The sequence below is a fragment of the Pseudomonas sp. 478 genome (assembly GCF_003254125.1).
Classification (GTDB): domain Bacteria; phylum Pseudomonadota; class Gammaproteobacteria; order Pseudomonadales; family Pseudomonadaceae; genus Aquipseudomonas.
In genome coordinates this window covers 219,164-245,645 of record NZ_QKZG01000002.1, presented here as the reverse complement: position 1 = coordinate 245,645, position 26,482 = coordinate 219,164, and the positions used below count along the sequence as shown (strand labels likewise).

Sequence of the window (26,482 nt, the reverse complement as noted above, 5' to 3'; positions counted from 1 at the left end):
TATTTTTCGATAGGCGACGGAGTTGTTATTAACGGTGGGTGTTAGTTCGGTGACTTACAGCGCATCACGGCTGCTGACACCGTCAACCAGTCGGGCAATGCCCAGCGGGTTGGCGTTCTTCAGGGCGTCCGGCAGCAAGCTGTCGGGGCAGTTCTGATAACAAACGGGACGCAGGAAACGATCAATCGCCAACGTACCGACCGATGTACCGCGAGCATCCGAAGTGGCCGGGTACGGTCCGCCATGAACCATGGCGTCGCAGACTTCCACGCCGGTTGGATAACCGTTGAACAGCACGCGCCCGACTTTCTGTTCCAGCAGGGCCAGCACTTCGTTCAGGGTGCTGAGATCCGAATCTTCGACGATCAGCGTGGCGGTCAACTGGCCGCGCAAACCGTGCAGTGCCTGGAGCAATTCGGCCTGGTCAGCGACTTCCACCACAATGGTGGTCGGGCCGAAGACTTCTTCCTGAAGCAACTCATCACCATTAATCAGCAGGCTGACATCGGCCTTGAACACCTGCGGCTGCGCCTGATTACCCTGTTGTGCGGCGCCGGCCAGGTGCGTCATGCCGGGGTGCGCGTGAAGATTGTCCAGGCCGTGGCAATAGCTTTTCAGCGCGCCGACATTGAGCATCGTTTGCGCGGATTGCTCGCCCATCAAACCGGCAAAACGTTCCAGAAAAGCAGTGAATTCTGGCGAACGAATGCCCAAAACCAAACCGGGATTGGTGCAGAACTGACCCGCACCCAGCACCACGGAAGCGCTCAGCTCGGCAGCGATCTTGTCACCGCGCGCCTTGAGTGCTTCTGGCATCAACAACACCGGGTTGATGCTGCTCATCTCGGCGAACACCGGAATCGGTTGAGGACGGGCCGCCGCCATGTCACACAAGGCCCGACCGCCACGCAATGACCCGGTGAACCCCACTGCCTGAATCGCCGGATGCTTGACCAATGCTTCACCGACGCTGCCGTAGAGCATGTTGAACACGCCATCAGGCATTCCAGTTTTCCGGGCCGCGCGAGTGATCGCATCGGCGACGTAATCGGCGGTTGCCATGTGACCGCTGTGGGCCTTGAACACCACCGGGCAGCCTGCTGCGAGGGCGGAAGCGGTGTCGCCGCCAGCGGTCGAGAAGGCCAACGGGAAGTTGCTGGCACCGAACACGGCGACCGGACCGAGCCCCGTGCGGTACTGGCGCAGGTCAGGGCGGGGCAACGGTTGACGCTCGGGTAGCGCACGATCGATGCGCGCGCCGTAGAAATCGCCGCGACGCAGCATCGTGGCGAACAGGCGCATCTGGCCGCTGGTGCGTGCCCGCTCACCTTGAATACGGCCGGCGGGCAGGGCAGTTTCCCTGCACACCAGGGCGATGAACGAGTCGTCCAGCGCCTCAAGCTCAGTGGCAATCGCCTCCAAAAACTGAGCGCGTCGGGCGGATGAAAGATTACGAAAGATCGGGTAAGCCGTGGTCGCCGCTTCTGCGGCCGCATTCACTTCATCCACGGTCGCCTGATGGAAGCGATACGGCAGTGCTTCGCCGGTAGTGGCGTCGTGGCTTTGCAAGGTGCTCGAGCCTTTTGCCGAACGAGCGCCAGCGATGTAGTTGTGGCCTGAAACTTCAAACATGGGAACTCCTGAAGGGCTGTTCAAATGAGGGTCAAGTGAGCCGGTAAATGCGTCGGGCGTTGTCATGAAACAGGGCGAGCCGATCCGTCAGGGAGCGGTCGCTGACAATCGTTTTGAAGCCGTCGAAGATCTCGCTCATGCCGTTCACGACGCCGTCGACCGGGTAATTGCTGGCAAACGCACAGCGACTGACATCGACAATCGAGATCGCGTCGTTCACCACCACGCGGTTCGCCTCGACGGGCCACGCCTCACCGGGGATGCAAATGCCGGAAATCTTCAGGGCCACGTTCGGCTCCCGTGCCAGCAACGCGAGGTTTTCACGCCAGCCGGCCAACCCTTGTTGCGAACGATCAGATGGCAGCGCCGCGTGATTGACCACGATGGTCACGTCGGGAAAGTCCCTGGCCAGCTCGGCCGCTTCCGCCAGATGCCACCAGGGCGCCTGCAACTCGAAATGCAGACCGTTTTCAGCCAGTTGTGCGTAGCCCTCACGCCAACGAGGGTCGCGCATGGAGCCGGGCGCCACGAAATCTTCGCGCCAGGCTTCAAGGCTGGTGACCGCCGGTTTGTGGCGCACACCGCGCACCAACGGATGATCGCCGTACAGGCGCAAGAGGTCCGATGCGTCTTCACGATCAAGCCAAACCTGCGCAACCATCGCCGCCAACGTCGGTTCATTTTGTGCCAGTGACTCGACAAACCTCACCTCGTCGGCGGGGGTCGCAGGGTCCCATTCACCCTCGATAACGACGGTCTGCACGATCCGATGGTTGCCCGTCAGCCGGCGATAGTCCTCAGGCAGAAAGTTGCGGCAGATCGACGAGTAATCGCCATAACGAAACGCTCGCAACGGGCGGTCGTTCAGCCACGGGTAGTAATGTTTTTCGATGTCGAAATAATGTTGATGAGCGTCGACGATGGGTAAGTCCGCATCCTCGCCGCTGGCTAGAAAGCGCGCGCGCCAGTCGATCACGGAGGGGTTATCCATGCTGTTCCTCCAGACGATAAAAGCGTTGTGCATTGCCGGCGAACACCGCTTCCTGCACGGCACGCCCCAGTGGCGCGAGCATCGCGGCCACGCCATCGGCAATCGTGTCGTAGGACGCGCGCAAACCGGCGACCGGGAAGTTGCTGGCGAACATGCAGCGCTCGGGACCGAAGATCTCCAATGCGGTCAGCACCACGATCCGGTTGTCGTCGTAGTTCCAGGGCGAGTCTTTCAGCCCGAACTCCGACAGCTTGATGTGCACGTTGGGCTGCAAGGCCAGCGCTTCCAGGCCCTTGCGCCAGCGGGTCATGCCCTGCGGGCTGCGATCCCAGGCGAAACCGGTGTGATTGAGGGCGATCTGGATCTGCGGAAACATCGCCGCCACTTCGGCGGCCTCGACCAAGTGCCACGGCGGCACGCGCAGGTCCCACGACAGACCGTGCTCAGCCAGGCGCGAAAAGCCTTCCAGCCATTTCGGGTCCTGCATGGTGCCCTTGGCGCCGGCAATCGATACGTCCGGCGATGCCGAGGTCACCGGTTTGGAGCGTATGCCTTTCACCAGCGGCCTGGCGGCCTGAGCCGCGAGAATGTCCGCGCTGTCCTCACGATCAAACCAGGCGTGGGCAACGATGGCATTCGGGAAGCCGTAACGGGCATTCACCTGTTCCAGCCAGCGTGTCTCGGCGACTTGCTCATCGCGAGCACGTTCGGCCTCGACATGCACCGTTCCCACCAACCGTTGTCTTTCGGTCAGGGCGAGAAAGTTTTCCGGCAAGAAATCACGGCACAGGCTGTGATAGTCGCCGAGGAAAAAATCCTCGTGATAGTCGTCCTGCAGCCAGGGATAACGACCGTTGCCCAGGTCCCACAAGTGGTGGTGAGCATCGACAATCGGTAGTGCATCCTCGGCCGCAAGGTTCGGCAAGCCGTTGCGTTCGTGCAGCGTGATCATGTCGTCACCCTTGCTCAGCGCGACGCGGCGAATTGGGAAGGGCTGAGCACGCCGTCTTCGACGTCCCCTGCGGCGGCCGCCTCGGCCTTGGCCTGAACGCGGCTGCGCAGTTTGGCGACGTTCACCACCACCCGGGTATGCGCCGCCGTGGCCACCAGCTCGACGTCATCGCGTACTTCGACGTTGAAGGTGACGCTGCGACCCTCGATCCGGGTGACCGTGGCGACGATGCTGACCGACATGCCGAGCAACGTGGCGCCGACGTGGCGGATGTCGACGGCCGCACCGACGGTGTTTTCGCCCTCATCGAGGAAGGTGAGCAGGTAATCAAGGCAGGTCTGTTCGATGTCATCCACCAACCGGGGCGTGGCGTAGATGCGCAAGTCCTCGCCCAGAAACGAGATGGTGCGTTGCTTGTCGATGACCAGTCGGCGTTCGGTGGCGGTGCCGGCTTCGAGTGTGGAGAAATTCATGAGAAACCTCGTAGTTGAGTGCTGACAGTCAAAAAGTGATTCAGGCGTTGGGCAGGAAACCGATGGAAATCCAGGGCACGGCGATCAGCACGCCCAGGGCGACAACGAGTGCGCCGAGATACGGCCAGACCCGACGCATGGCGCCGCTGGGGTCGACCTTGGCGATGGCGCAAGCGGCGTAGAAACCCACGCCAAACGGTGGTGCGAACAAACCCAGGCCCATGGCGAAGATCGCGACCATGGCGTAATGCACGTCGTTGATACCCATGGCCTTGGCAATCGGAAACAGCAGCGGTCCGAACAGCACGATGGCCGGGATGCCTTCCAGAAAACTGCCCAGGAGGATGAACGCCACGGCGGAGATGATCAGGAAGCCCATCGCGCCGCCCGGCACCGTCGACATCACCTGCGCCAACTGGTGGGAGAAGCCTGACTGGGTCAATGCCCAGGCCATGGCGGTGGCGCTGCCGATGATGATCAGGATCGCGCCGGACAGCGACGCGGTGCTGACCAGGATCGGATACAGCCGGCGCCAGTCAAAGCAGCGGTAGCACAGCAATCCGACGACAAAGGTGTAGGCCACGCCGATGGCGGCGACTTCGGTGGCGGTCGCGACCCCTTCAACCACCGCGGTGCGGATCACGAAGGGCAGGGCCAGTGCCGGTAATGCCACCAGCAGCGAGTGGCCGATTTCCTTGCCTGAGGCGCGTTTACCGGTGGAGGCCTCGCCTTTGCGGTTTTTCCACCAGATCACCGCCGCCATAGCGATGGCACCCACCACCGCCGGCATGAAACCACCGGTGAACAGGGCGGAAATCGACACACCGGTCACCGATCCAATGGTGATCAGTACCAGGCTCGGTGGAATGGTTTCCGACATCGCCCCGGACGCGTTGAGCATCGCCACCAGTTCGTTTTCATCCTCACCGCGTTTCTTCATTTCCGGAAACAGCGCCGGTGCGATGGCCGCCATGTCGGCAGCCTTGGAGCCGGAAATGCCGGAAATCAGGTAGATGGCCCCGATCAACACATACGACAGGCCGCCACGGACATGGCCGATTAACGAGCAAAGGAAGCGGATCATCGCGCGGGCCATGCCCATGGCCTCGATCAGTGCCCCCAAAAACACAAACAACGGGATGGCCAGCAAGATCAGGCTCGCCATGCCTTCGTCCATCCGGCCCACCACCAGGGTCAAGGGCGTGCCGGTCATGGTCGACAGATAAGCCACCGTCGCCAGGCCGAACGCTACCATGATCGGTACGCCGATCACGATCATCGCCATCACACCGACCATGAAGAAAATGATCAGGTTCCAGTTACCCATCAGCAACATCCAGCCTTCAGCCACCCACAACAACGCGGCCAGGGAAGCCAGCATCGCCACCGACACGGAGAAGTCGATCAACCGGGCACTGGTCAGCAGACGCGCGACACAGGTCATCAGCATCAGGCTCAGACCGACCGCGATGGCAGACACGCGAAAGGCGTTGGGGATTTCAAGGGCGGCGGTGGTGATGATCCACTCGTCGCTGACGTATTCCCAGGCCGGGGTGAACAGCAACCCAATGAACGCGATGACGATCACCGCACCCAAGGTGTCGACAAAGGCGCGTTTTTCCAGCGGCAGCCGCCCGATGAACGAGGTCAGTCGCATGTGCTCGCCTCGACGCATCGCCACCACTGAGCCGAGCATCGCCAGCCAGAGAAACAGCAGCGAGGCGAGTTCGTCGCCCCAGACAATGGGTTGATTGAGTACGTAGCGCGAGAACACATTGCAAAACAGCAGCGTGACTTCGACAACCACCAGCAACGCCGCGCTGCCCTCGGTCAGCCAGCGCAGCCCGGTGTCCAAGGCGTGACCGAGACGAAAGGTGGTGGGGCGCGTGCTGAGTCCTTCAGCGGGAGAAACATCCGTCATTGGTATTTCGTTTTTCATGACCTTGTCTCCGGCTTAGGACAGTTGACCCGCGTACTGCTCCAATAAGCTCCAGGCTTCATTGCCGTACTTTTCTTTCCATTGGGTGTAGAAGCCTTTGGACTGCAACTCAGTGCGGAACAATGAACGGTCGACTTTGTTGAAGGTGATGCCATGGGCGGTCAGGGATGGCTCCAGGCTGGAGTTGAGATCGATCACCTGTTGACGCTGAACCAGCGCGGCGGCGTTGATTTGCCGGGAAACGATTTCCTGTACGTCCGCGGGCAGTTTGGGAAAGGTCTTGCCCGAGGCGACGATCCAGAAACCGCCCCAGATGTGGTCGGTCATGGAGCAGTATTTTTGCACTTCATAGAAGCGCGCGGCTTCGACCACCACCAGTGGGTTTTCCTGGCCGTCGACCACTTTGGTCTGCAATGCCGAGTAGGTCTCGTTGATGCTGATGCCGGTAGGGGAGGCGCCCAGGGCACTGAACATGGAAGTCCACAACGGGCTGACCAGCACCCGCAGTTTGAAACCGGCCAGGTCTTGCGGCGTGTAGATCGGCCGTGTCGAACTGGTGATCTGGCGGAAGCCGTTGTTCCAGACTTTCTCCATCGGGATCAGGCCGACCTTCTCGGTCTTGGCGCGTACGTATTCGCCCAGCTTGCCGTCCAGCGCGGCCCAGACACTGTCGTAGTCCTTGAACGCGAATGGCATGCTTTCGATCGACATGGCCGGCACCAGCGTGGAGAGAATCGCGCCTGGCAATGGAATGAAGTCGATGGCGCCGGCGCGCACCTGGGAGAGCATGTCGGTGTCGCCGCCCATGGCGCCGTTGGCGTACACCTGCAAGTCCACGGCGCCGTTGGTTTCAGCCTTGATGGCGAGTGAAGCCGCCTTCATCTGGATGTTCAGTGGATGGGTGTCGGGCAGGCTGCTGGTGTAGCGCAACACGATGGGTTTGGTCGCGGCGAAGACGCTGGAGGGCAGCAGGTTGGCGGCGAATGCACCGCCGACGGTGACGCCGGCAGATACCAGGAATGATCGACGGCTGACAGCTTCGGTCAAGATACGGCTCATGATGTTCACCTTATTGTTTTTGTAGTTGTTCTAAAAAACAGCGAATCAGTTAAGTGAACGCTGCTCCTTGTGGGAGCGGGCTTGCTCGCGAAGGCGTCGTGTCAGTCAGCATTTATGTCAACTGACCCACCGCATTCGCGAGCAAGCCCGCTCCCACAGTTTTTGTGCGTTACGCCAGTGCCACCACGGCCTGGGTTCGAATCAACTCGTCGATTTCATCTTCCGCGTAGCCACTTTCTTTCAGCACTTCGCGGGTGTGTTCACCGAGCAGCGGGGCATGCCGGCTGGTCGGCGGCGCGGCGTTGTCCATGTCGGAGAAGTGAATCGGCAGGCCCATGCCGCGTACCCGGCCTTCGGTCGGGTGTTGGGTCTCGACGATCATGCCGCGTGCTTCGGTTTGCGGATGAGCCAGTGCCGCGGCGATATCGAGGACCGGCCCGGCAGGCAGGCCGAGGCTGTCGAACAGCACCATCCATTCATCCGTGGTGCGCGCGACCAGGACTTCGTTGAGGATTTCCACCAGGGCCAGGCGGTGCTCCATACGCAACGCGTTGCTGGCGAATCGTGGGTCGGCTTTGAGTTGTGGCACGGCGAGCGCCTCGACCAGCCGTTCGTAGTTGGCCTGGTTGGCGGCGCCAATGTTGATCCAGCCGTCTGCGGTGCGGAACACCTGATACGGCGCGCTGGTAGAGTTGGCCGAACCCATCTTCGGCAGGATGGTGCCATCGGCGAAATACGCCGCCGCCGGCCAGTACATCTGTTGCAGTCCGGCTTCGAACAGCGAGGTATCGACCATCTGCCCCAGGCCGGTTTTCTGCTTGGCAGCGTAAGCGGCGCAAATGCCGAGGGCGGCGAGGATGCCGGAGTTGATGTCGGCCACAGGCGAACCGGCCTTGACCGGCTCACGCCCGGCTTCACCGGTCATGCTCATCATGCCGCTCATGCCCTGGGCAATCAGGTCGAAACCGCCTTTCTCGCCGAACGGCCCGCTGCGCCCGTAGCCGGAGATCGCGCAGTAGATCAGCCCTGGATTGAGGGTTTTCAGCGTTTCATAGCCCAGGCCGAATTTCTCCATGGTGCCGGCACGGAAGTTTTCCGTGACCACATCGGCGTCCATCAACAGGCGGCGCAACACGTCGCGCCCGCCCTCGGTTTTCAGGTTCAGGCCAATGCCGCGCTTGTTGCGGTTCACCACCATGAACGAGGCGGATTCACCGCTGGCCATGATCGGCGAGAAGCGGCGCGAATCATCACCGCCCGGGACTTTCTCGACCTTCACCACGTCGGCGCCCATGTCGGCCAGCATCATTCCGCACACCGGGCCGGACATGATGTGAGCCAGTTCTACCACGCGCATTCCTGTCAGCGGTCCCATGTTATTTCCCCTTGAATTGTGGTTTGGCTTTCTCGATGAAAGCGTTCAGACCGATCTGAAAATCTTCGGTGTCGTAGCAGAAGTAACTCGCGTCAATCTGCTCGACGCTGGGGGCAACGCCGGCCTCAAGCTGGCGTGCGGCCTGGCGATGCCAGCGGGCGACGAGGGGCGCTCCATTGACGATGCGCCTGGCGGTGGCGAGGGTTTCGGACTCGACCTCGGCATCGGGTACGACGCGGGTCACAAGGTTTTTTACGTAGGCGTCATGGGCGTCGAGAATGCGGCCTTCAAGAAGAATCTCCAGGGTCGTCGAGCGTCCGGCCAGCGCCACCAGTCCAGCCATTTCGTCATAGGACATGACCAGCCCGAGCTTGCCGACCGGTGCGCCGAAACGACTGGAGGTGCCGCAGATACGCAGGTCGCAGAGTGCGGCGATTTCCAGGCCGCCGCCGACACACACGCCATGGATCATCGCGATCACCGGGTGTGGGCAGTGCACGACTGCACGCATGGCCGCCGAGGTGATCTCGGCATAGATCCGGGCCTGTGTGGCGTTGGCGCGTACGGTCGGAAACTCGCTGACATCGGCGCCAGCGGCAAAGGCTTGCTCGCCGGCACCGCGCAATATGACGCAGCGCACGCTGGCGTCGGCGGACAACTCGGTCATGACATCACCCAGGTCCTGCCACATGGATAAGGTCAGGGCGTTCATTTTCCCCGGGTGGCTGAGGGTGACGGTGGCAAGGCTGTCTTGCCGGTCGATAAGGACGGTGGGCTTCATGATTGTTCCGCTGGCGTCGAATCACGTTCGACGCTGCGGCTGCCTCCTGATTTATTGTTGTTGGATAGCGGTGGTTTACAAAGACTGCGCAAGCATCGACAGGTAGTCCGCGGACGATGCTTCGCGGGGGTTGGTCTTGTGGCTGTGATCGTGCAAGGCGCCTTCAACGATGCCGGCGAACAGGCTTTCATCGACGCCGATTTCGCTCAGGCGGGTCGGCAGGCCCAGACGGCGGGTCATGTCCTCGATGGCCGTACCGATATTGGCGCCGGCCTCAAGGCCCATGGCATGGCGCAGGCGTTCGAGCTTGCGTTCGTCGCGAACGGTCGGGGCGTTGGCGTTGAAGTCCACGACCGCGGGCAGAAAGATGGCGTTCAAGGTGCCGTGGTGCAGCTTCGGATTGATGCCGCCCAAGGCGTGGGACAGGCTGTGCACGCAGCCCAATCCCTTCTGAAAGGCGAGTGCGCCCTGCATCGACGCGCTCATCATGTTCATTCGCGCTTCGCGATCACCGGGTTCGGCGGTGGCGCGCTCGATGTGTTCCCAGGCACGCCACAGGCCATCGAGGGCGATGCCATCTGCTGCAGGGTTGAAGGCCGGCGCCATGAACGTCTCGATGCAATGAGCGATCGCGTCCATGCCGGTGGCGGCGGTCAGCATCGGTGGCAGGCCCAGGGTCAGTTCCGGGTCGCAGATGGCCACGCGAGGCACCACATAAGGTGAGATTACGCCCACCTTGCGACCATCGTCGAGGATCAGGATGGCGCCTCGGCCGACTTCGCTGCCGGTGCCCGCCGTGGTGGGAATGGCGATCAGCGGCGCGGTGGCAGAGGTGATGCGATCCAGCCCACCTTCGATCACCGCAAAGCTGTGCAGGGGACCGTCGTGCGTGGCGCAGACCGCGACGCCTTTGGCCAGATCGATGGAAGAACCACCGCCGACCGCGATGATGCCGTTGCACTCGTCGAGGTGGTATTGCGCCACGGCTTCACGTACCGCATGTTCGTTGGGGTTGGACGGGGTGGCGTCGAAAATTGAAGGGGGCAGGCTGGCGCCGAGGGCCGCGATGACCTTGTCGACGATGCCGGCATTGCGCACGCCGATGTCGGTGACAATCAGTGGCCGGGTAATGCCCGCGCGCTCGGCTTCGGCGGCCAGATGCTGCAGGCTGTCGTAGCCGAACTGGATCTTGGTGACGTAATTGATGAGGGACATGATTCACCACAAGTTATACAGGATTGTTATTGTTGCAATCGGTCTGCGGCAGGAAGGCTTTCGCTATCTGGTCAAACCCATTGCATTGCCTGGTTGTGGGGTGGACTATAGGGCCGTCGTGGCGAGCCTCGATACTGACAACTTTCGATACCTCTATAACTTTTAGTTAACCCTGATGACACCCTCACTCAATTCGATCATGTCCCGCCTGCACATCAAGCAGCTGCGCTTGTTGATAGCCCTTGATGAACACGGCTCCTTGCTGGGCGCGGCCAAACAGGTCGCGCTGACCCAGCCCGGCGCCAGTAAAGCCCTGCAAGAAATTGAAACCACCTTCGGCACTTCGCTGTTCACCCGTACTAACCGCGGGCTTGAGCCGAACGATGCCGGACGCTCGGTCATCCGTTACGCCCGCTTGATCCAGACCGACCTCGCCCATCTGCGCGAGGAGATCATCGGCATCATGAGCGGCGAGGGCGGACGTGTGTCCGTCGGCACCATCATGGGCGCCGTCCCGCTGCTGACCACCGCGATCAGCCGGGTGATTGCCGACCACCCGAAGCTGTCCATCGAGATCGTCGAGGACACCAGCGCCGCACTGCTTAGCCAGCTGGACGCCGGGCGCCTGGATCTCGCGATCTGCCGCACGACCATCAGCACCACGCCCTACTTGTATGAGAGCGCCACCTTCGTCGAAGAAACCCTGGCGGTGATCGCCAGCACTCAGCATCCGTTCGCCTATGCCCGGCAGCTCTCGCTGAAAGACCTGGTGGATTACCGCTGGGTGGTCTATCGCGCCAACATGCCGATGCGTTTGCTGCTGGAGCGCGAGTTTCACGAGGCTGACCTGCGTTTCCCGGTGCACCTGCTGGAAACCACATCGGCGTTTGCCACCTTGTCGCTGCTTCAGGAAAACCCGACCCTCGTCGCGTTGGTGTCGACCGACGTGGCGAAGTTCTGCTCCGGCTACGGTTTCACCACCACGCTGCCGCTGCCCATCACCTCGCGCAGCGAACCGTATGAGCTGGTTTCGCGCAAAGGCGTGCCGGACTCGCCGGCGGCCAGGTTGCTGCGAGAGGCGTTGTTGAACCCGGTTTGAGCTCGGGGCCGGTTGAAACAGGCACTTGCGATAGTGCCCGGCTTTGGAGGCGCGCATTCGTGCGTTTCAGGCAAATTTGATTTGCGACAGGCGCGGTGTTTGAAACGGGCCCGCGCCGGGATACTTCGCGGGATTTTGCCTGCCCAATAATTGGCCCACGGATGGCCGTTGCGAGGTTAGAACAATGAATGTGTCCAACCGACTTGCGCTCTTGATGACCACTGCTGTGCTGCTCACCGCGTGTGGCGAGTCGTCCAAATTGCCGCCTCAGGCCAGCGTCGGTCCGTCCCCGCAATTGCCTGAACCCACCACCTCGTTGATCCCCACGTTAAAAGTGTCCAAAGCGATCGGCTGGGCCGGTAATGACATGCCCAAGGCACCTGCCGGTTTTAAAGTGACCGCGCTGGCCGAAAACCTCGATCACCCGCGCTGGGTGTACACGCTGCCCAACGGCGATGTGCTGGTTGCCGAGAGCAACCACCCGCCGATGCCGGAAGGCGCGACTGACGGTGGCACCGGGCCGATCGCCTGGGCAAAACGCACCGTCATGGGTGTTGTGATGGGCCGCATCGGCGCTGATGCACCCAGCGCCAATCGCATTACCTTGTTGCGCGATGCCGACGGTGATGGCCACGCGGAAGTGCGGAAGGTCTTCATGACTGGCCTCGCTTCGCCGTTTGGCATGGCGTTGGTGGGCAATGAATTGTTTATTGCCAATGCCGATGCACTGGTCAAAGTGCCGTACAACGCGGGTCAGACCGAGGTGAATGCGACGCCGGTGAAAGTGACCGATCTACCCGCAGGCATTAATCACCACTGGACCAAGAATGTCATCGCCAACCCTGAAGGGACAAAGCTGTACGTCACGGTGGGTTCCAACAGTAACGTCGGCGAGAACGGCCTCGATGCGGAAGAAGGGCGCGCTGCAATTTGGGAGGTAGACGTTAAAAGCGGCAGCAAACGTCTGTTTGCCAGCGGCCTGCGCAACCCCAACGGACTGGCCTGGAAGCCCGGTTCGACGCAATTGTGGACGGTGGTCAACGAGCGCGACGAAATCGGCAGCGACCTGGTGCCGGATTACCTGACGTCGGTGCAGGACGGTGCGTTCTACGGTTGGCCGTGGAGCTACTACGGCGCCCATGTCGACACCCGTGTCGAGCCGCCGCGTCCGGACCGGGTGGCCAAGGCGATCGCGCCGGACTATGCGTTGGGCACCCACGTCGCACCCTTGGGCCTGACGTTCTCTGATGCCCGAGGCATGCCCGCCAATTTCGCCAATGGCGTGTTTGTCGGTGAACACGGCTCTTGGAACCGTAACCCCCAGGCCGGTTACAAAGTGGTGTTCATTCCCTTCAGCGATGGCAAACCCTCGGGGCTGCCGGTGGACTTCCTGACTGATTTCCTCAATGCCGATGGCGAAGCCCAAGGGCGCCCGGTGGGCGTCACGCTTGATCAGGGCGGAGCGTTGTTGGTGGCTGACGATGTCGGGAACAAGGTCTGGCGCATCGCAATCGTCAAGCCCTAGAAACGCGCGACGGCTAACTCCGCAAGTTTGTGGTGGGCACAGCCCCCTGTGGGAGCGGGCTTGCTCGCGAAGGCGGTGGCACAGTCAAAAACACTGTTGCCTGACACACCGCTTTCGCGAGCAAGCCCGCTCCCACATTGGTTTTATAGTGTTCGCGAAATTTGTGGCCGACATCGGGCCCTGTGGGAGTGAGCCTGCTCGCGATGGCGTCGGATCTGGCGCAGTGCATAAACCTGTTTAACGACGACTGTTTAAAGACAATCGGTGTTACGTCATAAGCAGCTACAACACCTTGCGTCGTTACCTACGCCCTCTCCCCACGGGGGAGAGGAGAAAGGGAGCAGATCTTTGTTGCTTTCAAAGCCTGAGTTCGACTCTATATCTCAGCTCGCCGTATTCCGAGCAAACACCTCGGTCAGTTCCCTCTCCCCCCGGGAGAGGGCTAGGGTGAGGGCTGGTTCCGAAGCCTGGTGCGGCGTCCAGAAACACCACGACTTCACTCTAAACGCACACAGTCTTCCTCAACTCACAACCAACAGGAGCACCATCATGGATTTGGCTATTTCGGGTCGCTGGGCCATCGTCTGCGCCGCCAGCAAGGGCTTGGGACTGGCCTGTGCGCGTGCCTTGGCGAAGGAGGGCGTCAATCTGGTGATCAACGCTCGCGGCGATGAAACGCTGCAGGCTGCCGCCTCTGAGTTGCGCAACCTGGCACCGAGCATCGAAGTGCGCACGGTGGCCGGGGACATCAGCACGCCTGCGGTGCGTGAGCAGGTGTTGGCGGCGTGTCCGCAGGTGGACATCCTGGTCAATAACGCTGGCGGTCCGCCGCCGGGTGACTTCCGTGACTGGCAGCGCGAAGACTGGTTGAAAGCGCTGGATGCCAACATGCTCACGCCCATCGAGCTGATCAAGGCCTGCGTCGATGGCATGGCCGAGCGCGGGTTCGGGCGCATCGTCAACATCACCTCTGGTGCGGTGAAGGCGCCGATCGATGTGCTGGGCCTGTCCAACGGCGCCCGCAGCGGGCTGACCGGTTTCATCGCCGGGCTCGCGCGTCAGTCGCGTCTGGCCGGGCACAACGTGACCATTAACAATCTGCTGCCAGGCCCGTTCGAGACTGAGCGCCTGCACAAAACCCTGAGTGCCGCCGCGCAAGCCAATAGCACCACGGTCGAGAGCATCAGCGAGCAGCGCCGCCAGCACGTGCCGGCCCAGCGTTTCGGCCAGCCCGACGAGTTCGGCGCCTATTGCGCGTTCATCTGCAGCGCCCACGCCGGTTTCCTCACCGGGCAAAACCTGTTGCTGGACGGCGGCAGCTACCCCGGTACGTTCTGATTTTTTGGGGGGATGACGATTGGTGATCCCCCCATCAGATCCCCTCATTATTCAGCTTTCGGGGGGGTGATTAGAGTGGAGCCGCTTGCCCAATACTCGATCAGTCAAAACGCAAAACCTGTAGGAGCGACCTGTGGCGAGGGGATAAATCCCCTCACCACAGGTCGCTCCCACAGGGATTGCGGTATTCAGAACCATGGCTGACTGGCATTGGGTCGGCCCTGTGCATGCTGGCGGTGGCGTATGCGAGCGAGGCCAGCAAAGCGATCGGCTTGCTCTGCGTGGCGATGTTTTTCATTCGCAGGTGTGGCATGTACTGGTGCATTCCCTCGATCCTCGGCGGCACCTCGAAAACCGGCGTATTGGCCGGCACCATGAACTTCTGCGGGAACATATGGCCGGGGTGATCGTGCCGATCCTGATCGGGCTGATCGTGCAGTTCACCGGGTCGTATTTCCTGGTGCTGATCTTCTTCGTGGTCATGGCCATGCTGCTGGCGATATTCTCCAGCCTGATCGATTATCGGGAACGAGGGCTGGCGTGAAAGGAGCGCAGGGCAGGTGAGCGTCGATATCGAATGCGTGGTGGTCGGGGCCGGAGTGGTCGGGCTGGCGGTCGCCAGAGCCCTGGCCCGCAGCGGGCGGGACGTGATCCTGGTCGAGGCGGGCGAGGGCATTGGCGTGGGCATCAGTTCGCGCAATTCGGAAGTGATCCACGCCGGCATTTACTACCCGAGCGGCAGCCTCAAGGCGCAAGTGTGCGTGGAGGGCAAGCAACGCCTTTACGCCTTTTGCGATGAGCGCGGCGTCGATTATCGGCGCCTGGGCAAGTTGATCGTCGCCACCGATGACGGTCAGTGCGCGGCCTTGCAGAAGTTGCTGGAGCAGGGCCGGCGCAATGGCGTCGATGACTTGCAATGGCTTGATGCCGAACAGGCGCGGGAACTTGAACCGGCAGTGTCCTGCGTCGCTGCGCTCTGGTCGCCGTCCACCGGGATCGTCGATTCCCATGCCCTGATGCTGGCGCTTCAGGCAGATGCCGAGGCCAGCGGCACATCGCTGGTTTTTCATACGCCGCTGACGTCGGCCCGTTGCACCGAGCAAGGTTTCGAACTGCAGATGGGCGGTGCCCAACCGATGACCTTGAGCTGCCGTGAGTTGATCAATTGCGCCGGATTGTTTGCGCCTGAGGTGGCGAGCCGGATTGAAGGCTTGCCGTCGCAGTACGTTCCCGAGGCACGATTGTGCAAAGGCAGCTATTTCAGTTTCAGTGGTCGGGCGCCGTTCCGGCATCTGGTGTATCCGGCCCCGGAGAGTGCGGGGCTGGGCGTGCACATGACCCTCGACCTGGGCGGCCAGGCGCGCTTCGGGCCGGACGTCGAATGGGTCGATCAGGTCGATTATCGTGTGGATCCACGCCGAGCCGATGGCTTCTACGAGGCGATCCGGCGCTACTGGCCGGGATTGCCCGATAACAGCCTGCAACCGGCTTACAGCGGAATCCGCCCGAAAATCACCGGGCCGACCGAACCGGCGGCCGACTTTGTCATCAGTGGCCCGGCCGAGCATGGTGTGCCGGGGTTGGTGAACCTGTTCGGTATTGAGTCACCGGGCTTGACGAGTTGCCTGGCGTTGGCCGATCGGGTGGTGGACCATCTGACCCCGCATTCGCAGGTCGCGAAGTGACCGGTAATCAGCGTTTGCAATGCCGCTCGCCCTGAGGGCTATGCTTGGCAGTGCGCCCATCACAATGGGAGACCTGCGATGATTAACGTACGCACTGCCCGCATGCTTGCCGATTACAAACGCTGGGCCAATCAACGCCTCTTTGACAGCCTGGCCGCACTGCCACCGGGTGAGGTCAATAAAGAGCGCGTGTCGGTGTTCAAGAACATGATCGGCACCCTGAACCACATCTACGTGGTGGACTGCATCTGGCGAGCCCACCTCGAAGGCCGAGGGCACGGCTTTAAAACTTCACACGATCTGCTGCACCCCGAACTCGCCGAGCTGCGCCTGGCGCAAAAGGACATCGATCACTGGTACTGCGACTGGAGCGAACAGCAGACCGATGCCTCGCTGGATAAACCCGTGGAGTTTAGCTTTGTCTCGGGGGAAAGCGGCATCATGAGCGCCGGCGCGATACTGATGCATGTGGTCAACCACGCCAGTTATCACCGCGGCTGGGTGATCCAGATGTATTTCGAGATCCCGGTCATGCCACCGGTCACTGACCTGCCGGTGTACCTGCGCGAGACCGACCCCGCTGCTTTCCAATCGATTAATGCCCCGGCAGCGGCGCCGACATGTGTTGGGCTATTCGCGAGCGCAACCAACGTTCTGCCGGATCGTTATCGTTGACCCCGTTCCAGACCATGGACAGTTCGGACAGCACGATGTCAAACGGCGGGTCGTCGGCCCGCAGCTGACTGCTGCCTTCAATCAGCGCGCACGCCGCGTAGTCCGGCACCGTGGCCAGCATATCGGTGCCGGCCAGCAAGGCGCGCAGGCCGGCGAACTGCGGCACCGCCAGCACCACCCGGCGTGAGCGGCCGATACGTGCGAGGTCGTTGTCGATGGCCCCGGTCAAATCCCCGGAGAACGACACCAGCGCATGCGGACGTTCGCAGTATTCATCCAGGGTCAGGGTGCCGGGGCGATTGTCGCCGCGCAGGATCTTCACGCTCAGGTCACGCAACTTCTTGCGCTTGGCGTTGGCTGGCAGCTCCGTGGTGTAGCTGATCCCGACGGAAATCTCCCCGCTGGCCAGCATCGACGACATCAGCAGAAAATTCACCCGCCGCACCACCACCACAACGTTCTGCGCCTCTTCGCGTATTTGCTTGAGCAGCGGCGGAAACAGGCCGAACTCGGCGTCGTCGGACAGGCCGATGCGAAACACATCGCGGCTGGTGGACGGGTCGAAATCCTTGGCCCGGCTGACCGCGCCGGAGATGGTGTCCATCGCCGGCTGCAATTCCTTGAGGATCGCCAATGCGCGCTGGGTCGGCTCCAGCACCCGACCGTTACGCACCAGCCGCGGGTCGTCGAACAGATCGCGCAACTTGGCCAGTGAGGCACTGACGGCGGGCTGACCGAGAAACAGCTTCTCCCCGGCCCGGGTCAGGTTCTTTTCGAACATCAGGGTTTCGAAAATCACCAACAGGTTCATATCGACGCGGCGCAGGTCGTTGCGGTTCATGCGGGTTTACTCGCAGGATTTCGGGGTCTTTTCAGTAAAGCACCAAACCCGTGGCGATGAGGCAAGCTCCTCGCCACGGGGTTAGGGGCTACTCCGGCGGGTCGAGTTGATCCAGCGCCCGATTTACCGCGAGTTCACCCAGCATGATGACTTGCGCAATGCCCAGCAGGGAGTTGCGACTCGGCCCGTCCATATGATCCGCCAGATCCATGGTCATGACATTGGCCGAGGCCAGCGATTCGCACGCATGGGCCAGCAAGGTTTCGGTATCGAGCTCTGGATTGACGATGAACAGGGTGCTGGGTGTGCGCGGCGTGGCTTTGATGTGGGCAGCCAGTTTGAGGTAGTGGTCGAGGGCGCGATCGGCGGCTTCGTGGAGTTTTTTGGAGTCGAGGGAAGCGTAGGGGGAAACATCGTCGGTTTCCGGGGGATTGGGTGTGGCTTTGAACATAGTGGTGCTCCTTGATTAGTGGAGCTGCGACCGTCCGCGGTCAAACGAATAAGGTGGCAGCTGTACGCGGGTTGACCGACCGGAAATCAAGGTATCCGGCACACCCGGAGGTGTCCCGCGCACAGCCACCGCAAAAAAGCCTGAACTTTTCTTGGGCATGTGCACGCCTTGATTGACTCGGACGGTCAAATCCGGACGCTGAATTGGCAGCGACCGGCAAACGATAGAACCCAGGCCCAAGGCGCACAAGCCGGCGGATTCTGGCGTAACTGTAGGCAATGACGCAAGGCGCTGTAGCTTTCGCGAAGTAACCTGGAAAGCTTTTTAAACAAGGGAATGTTTAACAGATCGAATCGATATCCAGCGTATACGGCGCCCCGATGGTATGCCCATAGATCGAACCCATCAGCGCGTCCTGATCCGGGTCCACCGGCGCCATGGCCAGTGGGTTCTTGACCTTGTTCTCAGGATGCGCCAGCCAACGATCGACGTTTTTCGTCAGTTCCTCGGGCTGTTCTGACAGCGATCCGTAAAGCGCTTGTGCGCTAATCCTCTGAGGATGAATGCTTTTCAGGCGTGCGACTGTGGTCTCAATCTTGCTTTTTTCAAGGCTGAGTGCGCGGATGTTGTTCTCCTGGGTGCGAGCGTAAGCCTGCGAACGCCCCCTTAAATCACGTTCTATCTCACGCAGCTGACTGGTGATTAGTGCCAGTGAGCCCTCGACCCAATTAAACTCGCTATCAGTGATCCGCGTAAGTTTCTCATCGTGCGCCTGCTTCCACCGCAGCAGAACCGCCCAACACGCCGGAACATACCCACTGGTCATCAAATGATTCCCGGCCTGGAGGATCTGCGCCAGCAATGGCGGCCGATGCGGCAGCCCGTTTTTCTGCTGAATCGCCAAGGAGCATGCCGCATGTTGGGTGATGGTGTCGCAGCCGGGTTCCCACAGGATCGCGGACTTTTTCCCACGCTCAAACTCTACCGGCATGAAGTGCTGCAACTTGCCATGGTGATCGTAGGGCTCGCCCGTCCAGTTCGTGATGCCCGCAAAGAACACCGACAGACCCGCCGGCACGTTGGCAAACGTCAAGGCCAACCCCGCCCCGAACACACCGGCCTTGGTGTCCATCCAGGTGCCTGGCACGCTCGGCACCGGGTCGTTGTGGTTGACGATGCGGTGATGCACCAGGTCCTTCGCGCCCTTGACGAAGTTGGCGTCGCCCGCGCGCGGGGCGCCGTAGGTGTAGAGCTGGAGGGTGTAGTCGAAGCCTGGACGCCGACGCAGCATTTCGGAAAGCAGCAAAGCAACGGCGCCGCCGAGGCTGTGACCGCAGATCATAAGCTTCTGTCCGGCGTAAAATTTTTCGAGGTATTTAGTTACGAAGTCGTAGGCGGTCTGCGCAGACTCGTAGAAACCTCGGTGTACTTTGCCGTCGGTATCTTCAAACGGCACCTGAGAGGCGTCGGCATCGCGCAGCCCGTCCGCCATGAGTTCGGAAGTGCCACGCACGGCGACCAGAATCAGTTCGTCGTTGTGAGTGATGAACGCTTGTGTATCAGTCGCGTCAGAACCAAGCGTCCTGTCATCGAGAAAGTGAGTTTTGGCAGGGTGCTCCTGATCATCTACTTTATCGAGTTTGTTGACTTCATAGAGGCCCGGATCGAACGGCACGATTTCGAGACGCTTGGAGTACGGCACATCTTCATACAGTGGGTAGAAGGCTATTTTTTGCTCCGCATCGACACGCCACAACTCATCAAACTTGGCCAACGCATCGCCGAACCAATTCCCCACGCTGGGTTGTATAGGGAAGGTTACGGTCGTCGTTTTAACCGGATGACCGTCTGGCTGCTGCCCGAAAGGGCAATAGCTCAGCGTAGCCATCAGTGCGAGCTGGTAGAGATTCAGCGCGCAAAACTCTGGGGCGGTCGACAGCATTGGTCGCAACGCTCGCAGAGGACGCACTTCCAGAACCGTGTGTTTAAGGGGCATCAGCGCAATGCCGAGCTTTCCATATTCACCCATGATTTTTGCTCGGTTTGGGCTATGGGGATAATGACGATAGACCTCGGGCGGCAGGTGGGAAACGTACTTGACCAAGTGACGTACTTCTACTTGGAGGAACTCATCTGCGCAGTCTTGTGCCGGATTTGTCCGGGTGCGGGTTGAGTTGTGATTCAGATAGCGGGTTTGTTCGGCGCGGACCTGCAGTTCGGTGAGTTCGAGCGGGTAACTATCTCTGCTTTGCAGTTCGATATAGGTTTTTTCATGTCCTTGATATTTTTGATCAAGGAGGAGCATTACTGGGCCGGCAAAGTGGTTAGTGAACTTACCGATGCCGTTAGTATCCAGATAGCCACCGTAGGATTGCCCTTCTGAGTCAGTAACTGTGTAGGCCAATCCAGCGTAGGGTTCGCCCGACCCCGCCTCGTCAACCAACTGAAAACTGCTCGACTTCCCCTGTACTGGGCAGGCCAATATACGACTGCTCAACCGTGATTCCAGATCTTTTTCCAATGACGCCATGTCAAACGCTCCTTATTCTGTGCAGCCTGGGTAAATGGTGCATTGCCTTCCATCCGGCATCCGGAAACTGCTGAAGTCTTTGAAGTTGCCGAGGCAAAAGGCGTATTGATCTTCAAAGTTGTCTCCCATGCAGCGCTTCCAGCCTTTGGGAACTTTTACCCAGGTATCATCCATATAAGGCCTTTCCTCGCCAGCCAACGTAATCTTCATCTTCACGGTCTTACCCGGTAGCTGATCGAGGCTGTACCCCGAATATGGGTGGCCACGCTCCAGCTCGCCTCGGGCGTTGATTTCTTTGCAATCTAGGATTTTGACGATGCGTCGCTGGGCTCCCGAAGTACGGAACAGCCACTGGCACTGACCATAAAAAGTACTTTCACCCGATTCGCTGAAAGTGCCTTTGTACCGCTCCTCCAAATCATCGCGAATGACGACCACTGCGCCATCTCCACCGAAATCCCCCCGATGTATCCAATACGAAGAGTTGATTTCCAGGTTGATGCGCCTGATCACCAGCGGGCAGCCACTTACCGTCCGATAGATGGCAATTTCAGAATCCGGCGCGTAACTTTCACGCCACTTCATGTTGTACCCAACGGCCGTATTCCTTCCCCCCGGCACGGTGCAGGTTTCACCTTTGGCGGGCACGTACTCGGCGATGGCCTTATAGGCAAAATCGGGCGGTAAATCGGCGGTGAAAGTGAATGTATTAGGCTGCCCAGTAGAGCAACCCGTGACTAACGCAAGATAACAACCCACACCTGCAATGCCTGCTATCCGTTTCATATCGGCACATCCCCCCGCCAAAAACCCACCAACAGCCGCACTCGTTCAAAGTGCTCCACCGGACTCTCATCCCCCCGCACCTCCCACTGCGGTGACAACGTAAAACCTGGCGCCTGCAAACTCTGAATCAATAGAAATTCCAACTGCTGCGGCTCCAACCAGCCCCATGCATCCGCCAGGGCCAAGCGCTCACGCAACCACGCGTCAGGGTCATGCACTTCGGCGAGCTTGGCGTAGGCCTCCACGTGCTCGGCCAACAAGTAACGGTGGGCGTTGAGCCGGCGAATTTCCGAGGCCTGGGGTTGAGGCAGGGGTGTGCGCAACCAGAGGGGGTTGTCCGGCACCGGATGCGTGCCGGGGGCGGGGTTAAGCGTTGTTTTCCAGGCTGTGCCGTCCCAGTAGCACACGCTGATCGCCGGCCCGAGTAAGGCCGGATACGCTTCGACCGGCAAATGTTGCAGTGCCCGACTCAAGACTCGATTGTCGTGAAAGCGGTACAGCGCCTGATAGGGGCGCGTCCCGACAATCAACCGCTCTTGCCAGTGACTGACCAGTTGGCGCAAGGCGCCTTTTTCCACGCTCGCGAGCCAGCCCCAGTTGCGTTCTGGATGATCCAGCAGGTCATCGAGGCGTCTGTCGCCGGACGGATCCAGCGTGAAGATGAACGGACCGGCATCGGCCAGATTCGCGAGGGTCGTGCCGTTGTAGACGCTCAAGTACTGGTCATGTCCGCTGGCCTTCAACAACAGCTGACGGGTTTCGCGTTCGTTCTGCGAGTCCAGCACCAGGCACAACTCATGGCCCGAGCGGCGTTGTTCGTTCATCCATTGGCGGGGGAGTACGTTGATCATGCGGCCGCTCCTTCCGTGAGGCAGACGCCATCACGGCAGGCTTCGCAGATCGGGCAAAAGTCCGCCGCCAGCGCGTTGCTTGCCGCCATCAGTGCGGGCTGGGACGACGCGAGCATAGGCGGCAGTTCAGGTGGTACAGACAAGCCGTCAACTGACCGAGGCATTGCGATTGAGGCGGCTGGCGCACGCATGGGAGCTCCGCCAATCTGGAGTTCGCTGCTGCCGAAAATCCCACCGCCGCCCACCACCAAGTGTTCTCCACCTGCGTTGATTGTGAAGCTTGACCCGGCGTTAAAAATCACGTGATCACCTGCCTCGGCAATAATAAGACGGCCAGCGCCTAGCACCAGCGCTTGATCAACGTGGGTGTGGCTGTTGCCGGCAACTTGCAGATAATCGTTGGCCTTGAGCTGTATGTGCCGGTCACCGGTGGTTGTTCGATGTTCGGTGGCTTGCAGCACGGTAAAACTGTCGCCCTTGACGGTGGTGCACTGCTCGTTGCCGATCTCCATTCGGCTGTCGTTCTCTATCCGCTGTTCCATGTCCCGCTGGGCGCGAAGGTAAATCAACTCCTGGCCGGCACGGTCTTCAACGTGCAGTTCGTTGAACCCCGTGCTGTCCGGCGAACTGCGGGAGCGGAATACGCTACGGGTTTTATTTGCAGGTAATTCGTAGGGCACCGGGTTGGCACTGTTGGCGAGGCATCCAATGATTTCGGGATGATCGGGGTCGCCTTCCTGAAAACTGACCTGGACCTCCATGCCGACTCTAGGCACGGCGACGCCGCCAAAGGCATTACCGGCTAGGAGGGAGGAGACCCGCAGCCAACAACTGCTTTTATCGTCGTGACAGCCTTCGCGATCCCAGAAGAACTGCACCTTGACCCGACCGTAGTCGTCGCAGTGGATTTCCTCGCCTTTCGGGCCGGTGACCACTGCGCTCTGATTGCCGGCGATGCGTGGTTTGTCATGGGTCAGCGGCGAGCGGTAGATCACATCCCAAGGCGTGGCGAGGAATTGGTTGCGATAACCCTGAAAGCCATTTTGATCGTCGGTGCCGGTGTAGGTCGCGTACTGTTGCAGGACCTGCGGTTGCGCCCCTTCATGCTCGATTTCGGTCAGCAACCACAGGTCGTTCCATTCTTCGTCCGGATGTTCGGACAGCGGCAGGAAGTGCCCGGAGAGCAGCGCGGGTTGATCGCTTTTACCCCGCGCCACACGGCACTCGGCGCGGTGACGCTCAAGTGCGCGTCGACTCAACAGCTTGCCGCGATCACGTTGGGAAAAACGGCCGGGGTACTGGTAATCCTCCAGATCCGGCTGAGTCCTGGACATATCAGACCTGCTCTCGGCCTCCAGCAAGATACGCGCTTTGTTGAAGTCATAATCGCGGCGAGTGGTGCGGCTGGTACCTGCTTTCACTTGCACGTCAAAGTGGCTGATCACAGGCGTTTCGGCGACCATGCCATTGTGATGCTTATAGCGCGTTGGACGGTCGAGCCTGGGAAAAACGGTCTGGTCGTCACCAAACACCAACACATGTTTTTCGCGGCTGTGCTGGAAGTGGTAGTGCAGGCCTTCTTCTTGGCATAGGCGTTCTATGAACTGGCGATCCGACTCGTCGTACTGAACGCAATACTCTCGGTCCGGAGAGTCGCCGCCCACCTGAAACTGGTGAAAATCACGATTGATGCCGTGGCCTTCCAGTACCTGCGCAATGATTTGCGGGACGGTCATTTTCTGAAAAATGCGGCGATTGTTGCGGTGGTCGAGATACGCCAATCGAGGCACCAGGGTCACGGTATAACGGGTCAGGCGATTACCGAGGCTGCCTTTGCCCACGCAATGAATTTGCCCATGAATGCCGTTGCCAGCATCGTTGAAGGCGAGGAAGGCTTGTTTGTTCAACAAGCTGTCTTGGTTCAGGTCCTGCCTGTCGCTGACCAGTTCGATTTCAAAGGCGTAAGGCTGGCTGATGAACTCCTTGCCGGTGAATGTGAGCACCTGAAGGTCATGTTCAATGTCTTTGATCGTGAGGCTGAAACGGGAGTGAGGGTTAGCGTCGAACATCCATGATTCCTTGTCCTGTGACGTGGCACAGGCTCCGGGACGTTGATGCAACACGCGTGAAAGGCCTTCCATGGCCAGATCACAACAGGACGTCCTGGAGCCGGGTTCGGTGCAACGCTACCAAGGGTGCATAGGAATTGATGTCAGACGCTTCCCAAAATGTTGTTACACATCAGTCTGGGGGTGACCCGGGCCGGATTCTGTCAGCACTTTCCTGAACGTTTCCACCAGCGGTCGCAAATTGATCCGGTGCCACGCGGCCCACAGCGGCGTGGTGAAGGAAATCCATGGCACTTCCCGCAGCACCACGCCGGGTGGTGCGTTGCGGCTCAGGCCTTTCTGGATCATGGCGATGCCCAGCCCCGATGCGACTAACCCCAGCGCGGTAAACGGTTCAGTGGCTTCCATGCGAATGTCCGGGGTGAAACCGGCGCGGATGCAGGCGCTGACGAAGTCGTCGCGGCTGGCGGCGTCCTGGCGGGGTTGCACGCCGATCCATTCCTGATCGGCCAGGTCCGCCGGGGTCAGTGTGGTGTGGTTCGCCAAAAGATGATGCTCGGGCAGGGCCAGCAGCATCGGATCGTCCAGCACCTGAAAACCCAGCAGGTCCGGATCGTCGGCGACGGGCGGTTCGCTGACCAGTGCGATATCCAGACTACGCTGACGCAGGCCTTCGAGTTGTTCGGCGGAATTGAGGTTGTACAGCGCGACGTGCACGTTCGGCCGGTCGACCCGCAGTACCCGCAAGGCATTGAGCAAGACGCCGGCGTGCATGGCGTTTTCGATGTAGCCGATGCACAAGCCGCCTTCTTCACCGCGACCGAGGCGCTTGCCCAGGGATTCCAGGCGATTGGCGTGGGTCAGCAGGGCACGGGTTTCGGCCAGGAAAGTCTGGCCATCGCGGGTCAGGCGAATGCGTTGCTGGCTGCGCTCGAACAGGGTCAGCCCCAGGCGCTCTTCGAGCTGGGCGATCTGCCGGCTCAAGGGTGACTGGGAAATGTGCAGGCGTTCGGCGGCGCGACCGACGTGTTCTTCTTCGGCGACGGCGACGAAGTAGCGCAATTGGCGGATGTCGATCATGTCAGACCTATAGGGACTCAAGTGCTGCACATTATGTCTTGGACGGTCCGAACATCGCAATCTAGGATCTGCTCAACGGTCACCTCTGCTGACCCTGACACTCAAGAGGAAAACCCCATGAGCTTGAAAGACAAACTACCTGGCGCCCTCGGTTTCGGCACCGCCCCATTGGGCAACATGTTCCGTGCCATTCCTGAAGACGAGGCGCTGGCTACCGTCCACGCCGCCTGGGATGCCGGCGTGCGTTACTTTGACACCGCACCGTTTTACGGTTCGGGCCTGTCGGAAATTCGCCTGGGCACCGCGTTGGCCCAGTACAACCGCGACGACTACGTACTCAGCAGCAAAGTTGGCCGAGTGATTCTCGATGAAGTCGAAGACGCCGCGGCCCGTGACTTGGGCGAAAAAAGCGGAGTATTCGAACACGGCCGCCCGAACAAGATTGTCAACGACTACAGCGCCGACGCCACGCTGCGTTCCATCGAAGACAGTCTCAAGCGCCTGCAAACCGATCGTCTGGACATCGTCTGGGTGCATGACATCGCCCAGGACTTCTACGGTGATCAATGGCTGGAATACTTCAACCAGGCCCGCACCGGCGCCTTCAAGGTACTGACCCGTTTGCGCGAAGAGGGCGTGATCAAGGGCTGGGGCCTGGGCGTGAACAAGGTTGAGCCGTGCGAGCTGACCCTGGATTTGACCGAAGCCCAGCCGGACGGCTTTCTGCTGGCCGGTCGCTACACGCTGCTCGATCACGATCGTGCCTTGCAACGCTTGATGGACGCCGCGCTGGCGCAGAACGTCGAGATCGTGGTCGGTGGTCCTTACAGCTCGGGCATTCTGGCCGGTGGTACACACTTCGAATACCAGAAGGCCAGCCCGGCGATCATCAATAAAGTCGAGCAGATCAAACGCATCGCTGCCGCGCATGGTGTCGACATCAAGGCTGCTGCGTTGCAATTCTCGTTGGCTAACCCGGCCGTGGCGGCAGTGATTCCAGGCTCCAGCCGTCCCGACCGGATTGCTGAAGACGTTGCCGCGATGTCGGCGGTCATTCCCGCTGCTTTCTGGCAGGCGATGCGCGAGGCGAAACTGGTGTCCGAACGTGCGCCATTGCCGATCATTGGAGGTTGAG

Annotated in this window: 22 protein-coding genes and 1 pseudogene; 7 read left to right on the top strand and 16 right to left on the bottom strand. The window is 60.4% G+C overall.

Going from position 1 to position 26,482, the window contains the following annotated elements; genetic code table 11:
• Positions 1–54: 54 nt before the first annotated feature.
• The 9 genes from DFS28_RS04765 to DFS28_RS04720 form a co-directional block, all read right to left on the bottom strand.
• Entirely contained in the window at positions 55–1,632 is a 1,578-nt protein-coding gene (locus DFS28_RS04765; protein WP_111448786.1) for an aldehyde dehydrogenase (NADP(+)), read from the bottom strand.
• A 31-nt stretch (positions 1,633–1,663) separates the two neighbouring features.
• Positions 1,664–2,623: an amidohydrolase gene (locus tag DFS28_RS04760; protein WP_111448785.1), complete on the bottom strand. Its 960-nt coding sequence runs from the start codon at positions 2,621–2,623 to the stop codon at positions 1,664–1,666.
• Positions 2,616–3,575, bottom strand: a complete 960-nt coding sequence (locus DFS28_RS04755) for an amidohydrolase (protein WP_111448784.1) — start codon at positions 3,573–3,575, stop codon at positions 2,616–2,618. The genes DFS28_RS04760 and DFS28_RS04755 overlap by 8 nt, the downstream gene beginning before the upstream one ends.
• A 14-nt stretch (positions 3,576–3,589) precedes the next feature.
• Positions 3,590–4,048, bottom strand: a complete 459-nt coding sequence (locus tag DFS28_RS04750; RefSeq protein ID WP_111448783.1) for a thioesterase family protein — start codon at positions 4,046–4,048, stop codon at positions 3,590–3,592.
• Between the two features lie 40 nt (positions 4,049–4,088).
• On the bottom strand, positions 4,089–5,987 hold the full coding sequence (locus tag DFS28_RS04745) for a TRAP transporter large permease subunit (protein ID WP_111448782.1): 1,899 nt from the start codon (positions 5,985–5,987) through the stop codon (positions 4,089–4,091).
• Positions 5,988–6,002: 15 nt separating this feature from the next.
• Positions 6,003–7,046 (bottom strand): TRAP transporter substrate-binding protein, encoded by a 1,044-nt coding sequence (locus DFS28_RS04740; protein ID WP_111448781.1) that lies wholly within the window; start codon positions 7,044–7,046, stop codon positions 6,003–6,005.
• A gap of 169 nt (positions 7,047–7,215) precedes the next feature.
• Positions 7,216–8,421: a CaiB/BaiF CoA-transferase family protein gene (locus DFS28_RS04730; RefSeq protein ID WP_111448780.1), complete on the bottom strand. Its 1,206-nt coding sequence runs from the start codon at positions 8,419–8,421 to the stop codon at positions 7,216–7,218.
• Between the two features lies 1 nt (position 8,422).
• Positions 8,423–9,202 (bottom strand): enoyl-CoA hydratase-related protein, encoded by a 780-nt coding sequence (locus DFS28_RS04725; protein ID WP_111448779.1) that lies wholly within the window; start codon positions 9,200–9,202, stop codon positions 8,423–8,425.
• Positions 9,203–9,277: 75 nt separating this feature from the next.
• Positions 9,278–10,417, bottom strand: a complete 1,140-nt coding sequence (locus tag DFS28_RS04720) for an iron-containing alcohol dehydrogenase (protein ID WP_111448778.1) — start codon at positions 10,415–10,417, stop codon at positions 9,278–9,280.
• Positions 10,418–10,592: 175 nt separating this feature from the next.
• Here DFS28_RS04720 and DFS28_RS04715 point away from each other — a divergent pair, with 175 nt between their 5' ends.
• The 6 genes and pseudogenes from DFS28_RS04715 (at position 10,593) to DFS28_RS04685 (ending at position 16,739) form a co-directional block, all read left to right on the top strand.
• Entirely contained in the window at positions 10,593–11,516 is a 924-nt protein-coding gene (locus DFS28_RS04715; protein WP_111448777.1) for a LysR family transcriptional regulator, read from the top strand.
• A gap of 184 nt (positions 11,517–11,700) precedes the next feature.
• On the top strand, positions 11,701–13,041 hold the full coding sequence (locus tag DFS28_RS04710) for a sorbosone dehydrogenase family protein (RefSeq protein WP_111448776.1): 1,341 nt from the start codon (positions 11,701–11,703) through the stop codon (positions 13,039–13,041).
• 549 nt (positions 13,042–13,590) lie between these two features.
• A complete protein-coding gene (locus tag DFS28_RS04700; protein ID WP_111448775.1) occupies positions 13,591–14,379 on the top strand; it encodes an SDR family oxidoreductase in 789 nt (262 codons plus the stop codon).
• Positions 14,380–14,594: 215 nt separating this feature from the next.
• Positions 14,595–14,923 (top strand): annotated as a pseudogene (locus DFS28_RS04695) (MFS transporter); the annotation flags it as partial.
• Positions 14,924–14,939: 16 nt separating this feature from the next.
• Positions 14,940–16,064 carry an NAD(P)/FAD-dependent oxidoreductase gene (locus DFS28_RS04690; protein ID WP_111448774.1) on the top strand — a complete coding sequence of 375 codons (1,125 nt, stop codon included), beginning with the start codon at positions 14,940–14,942 and terminating at the stop codon, positions 16,062–16,064.
• Positions 16,065–16,142: 78 nt separating this feature from the next.
• On the top strand, positions 16,143–16,739 hold the full coding sequence (locus tag DFS28_RS04685) for a DinB family protein (protein ID WP_111448773.1): 597 nt from the start codon (positions 16,143–16,145) through the stop codon (positions 16,737–16,739).
• Here DFS28_RS04685 and DFS28_RS04680 read toward each other — a convergent pair.
• The 7 genes from DFS28_RS04680 to DFS28_RS04650 all read right to left on the bottom strand — a co-directional run bounded on the left by DFS28_RS04680 (position 16,660) and on the right by DFS28_RS04650 (position 25,347).
• Positions 16,660–17,580: a LysR substrate-binding domain-containing protein gene (locus tag DFS28_RS04680; RefSeq protein WP_111448772.1), complete on the bottom strand. Its 921-nt coding sequence runs from the start codon at positions 17,578–17,580 to the stop codon at positions 16,660–16,662. The two genes, DFS28_RS04685 and DFS28_RS04680, sit on opposite strands and share 80 nt — an antisense overlap.
• An 88-nt stretch (positions 17,581–17,668) precedes the next feature.
• Positions 17,669–18,031, bottom strand: a complete 363-nt coding sequence (locus DFS28_RS04675; RefSeq protein WP_111448771.1) for a DUF6124 family protein — start codon at positions 18,029–18,031, stop codon at positions 17,669–17,671.
• A gap of 340 nt (positions 18,032–18,371) precedes the next feature.
• Entirely contained in the window at positions 18,372–20,561 is a 2,190-nt protein-coding gene (locus DFS28_RS04670) for a lipase family protein (RefSeq protein WP_111448770.1), read from the bottom strand.
• Between the two features lie 12 nt (positions 20,562–20,573).
• Positions 20,574–21,347: a hypothetical protein gene (locus DFS28_RS04665; protein ID WP_111448769.1), complete on the bottom strand. Its 774-nt coding sequence runs from the start codon at positions 21,345–21,347 to the stop codon at positions 20,574–20,576.
• The gene (locus DFS28_RS04660; protein ID WP_165933966.1) at positions 21,344–22,198 is read right to left on the bottom strand and encodes a DUF4123 domain-containing protein; all 855 of its coding nucleotides are present in this window, start codon (positions 22,196–22,198) and stop codon (positions 21,344–21,346) included. Before DFS28_RS04660 ends, DFS28_RS04665 begins: the two co-directional genes overlap by 4 nt.
• Complete coding sequence (locus DFS28_RS04655; RefSeq protein WP_111448768.1) at positions 22,195–24,267, bottom strand: type VI secretion system tip protein VgrG; 2,073 nt, start codon at positions 24,265–24,267, stop codon at positions 22,195–22,197. Before DFS28_RS04655 ends, DFS28_RS04660 begins: the two co-directional genes overlap by 4 nt.
• Positions 24,268–24,432: 165 nt before the next feature.
• Positions 24,433–25,347 carry a LysR substrate-binding domain-containing protein gene (locus DFS28_RS04650; protein ID WP_111448767.1) on the bottom strand — a complete coding sequence of 305 codons (915 nt, stop codon included), beginning with the start codon at positions 25,345–25,347 and terminating at the stop codon, positions 24,433–24,435.
• A gap of 117 nt (positions 25,348–25,464) precedes the next feature.
• Between DFS28_RS04650 and DFS28_RS04645 the strand changes: the two genes are divergently transcribed.
• Positions 25,465–26,481, top strand: a complete 1,017-nt coding sequence (locus DFS28_RS04645; protein ID WP_074877873.1) for an aldo/keto reductase — start codon at positions 25,465–25,467, stop codon at positions 26,479–26,481.
• Position 26,482 lies beyond the last annotated feature (1 nt).

What these genes read in the sequence shown, in the direction of transcription:
- DFS28_RS04660 (WP_165933966.1), bottom strand. Translation starts at nt 22,198, where the DNA reads ATGATCAACGTACTCCCCCGCCAATGGATGAACGAACAACGCCGCTCG.
- DFS28_RS04680 (WP_111448772.1), bottom strand. Translation starts at nt 17,580, where the DNA reads ATGAACCGCAACGACCTGCGCCGCGTCGATATGAACCTGTTGGTGATT.
- DFS28_RS04650 (WP_111448767.1), bottom strand. Translation starts at nt 25,347, where the DNA reads ATGATCGACATCCGCCAATTGCGCTACTTCGTCGCCGTCGCCGAAGAA.
- DFS28_RS04760 (WP_111448785.1), bottom strand. Translation starts at nt 2,623, where the DNA reads ATGGATAACCCCTCCGTGATCGACTGGCGCGCGCGCTTTCTAGCCAGC.
- DFS28_RS04755 (WP_111448784.1), bottom strand. Translation starts at nt 3,575, where the DNA reads ATGATCACGCTGCACGAACGCAACGGCTTGCCGAACCTTGCGGCCGAG.
- DFS28_RS04740 (WP_111448781.1), bottom strand. Translation starts at nt 7,046, where the DNA reads ATGAGCCGTATCTTGACCGAAGCTGTCAGCCGTCGATCATTCCTGGTA.
- DFS28_RS04700 (WP_111448775.1), top strand. Translation starts at nt 13,591, where the DNA reads ATGGATTTGGCTATTTCGGGTCGCTGGGCCATCGTCTGCGCCGCCAGC.
- DFS28_RS04730 (WP_111448780.1), bottom strand. Translation starts at nt 8,421, where the DNA reads ATGGGACCGCTGACAGGAATGCGCGTGGTAGAACTGGCTCACATCATG.
- DFS28_RS04670 (WP_111448770.1), bottom strand. Translation starts at nt 20,561, where the DNA reads ATGGCGTCATTGGAAAAAGATCTGGAATCACGGTTGAGCAGTCGTATA.
- DFS28_RS04715 (WP_111448777.1), top strand. Translation starts at nt 10,593, where the DNA reads ATGACACCCTCACTCAATTCGATCATGTCCCGCCTGCACATCAAGCAG.
- DFS28_RS04745 (WP_111448782.1), bottom strand. Translation starts at nt 5,987, where the DNA reads ATGAAAAACGAAATACCAATGACGGATGTTTCTCCCGCTGAAGGACTC.
- DFS28_RS04750 (WP_111448783.1), bottom strand. Translation starts at nt 4,048, where the DNA reads ATGAATTTCTCCACACTCGAAGCCGGCACCGCCACCGAACGCCGACTG.
- DFS28_RS04675 (WP_111448771.1), bottom strand. Translation starts at nt 18,031, where the DNA reads ATGTTCAAAGCCACACCCAATCCCCCGGAAACCGACGATGTTTCCCCC.
- DFS28_RS04720 (WP_111448778.1), bottom strand. Translation starts at nt 10,417, where the DNA reads ATGTCCCTCATCAATTACGTCACCAAGATCCAGTTCGGCTACGACAGC.
- DFS28_RS04655 (WP_111448768.1), bottom strand. Translation starts at nt 24,267, where the DNA reads ATGTTCGACGCTAACCCTCACTCCCGTTTCAGCCTCACGATCAAAGAC.
- DFS28_RS04765 (WP_111448786.1), bottom strand. Translation starts at nt 1,632, where the DNA reads ATGTTTGAAGTTTCAGGCCACAACTACATCGCTGGCGCTCGTTCGGCA.
- DFS28_RS04645 (WP_074877873.1), top strand. Translation starts at nt 25,465, where the DNA reads ATGAGCTTGAAAGACAAACTACCTGGCGCCCTCGGTTTCGGCACCGCC.
- DFS28_RS04725 (WP_111448779.1), bottom strand. Translation starts at nt 9,202, where the DNA reads ATGAAGCCCACCGTCCTTATCGACCGGCAAGACAGCCTTGCCACCGTC.
- DFS28_RS04685 (WP_111448773.1), top strand. Translation starts at nt 16,143, where the DNA reads ATGATTAACGTACGCACTGCCCGCATGCTTGCCGATTACAAACGCTGG.
- DFS28_RS04665 (WP_111448769.1), bottom strand. Translation starts at nt 21,347, where the DNA reads ATGAAACGGATAGCAGGCATTGCAGGTGTGGGTTGTTATCTTGCGTTA.
- DFS28_RS04710 (WP_111448776.1), top strand. Translation starts at nt 11,701, where the DNA reads ATGAATGTGTCCAACCGACTTGCGCTCTTGATGACCACTGCTGTGCTG.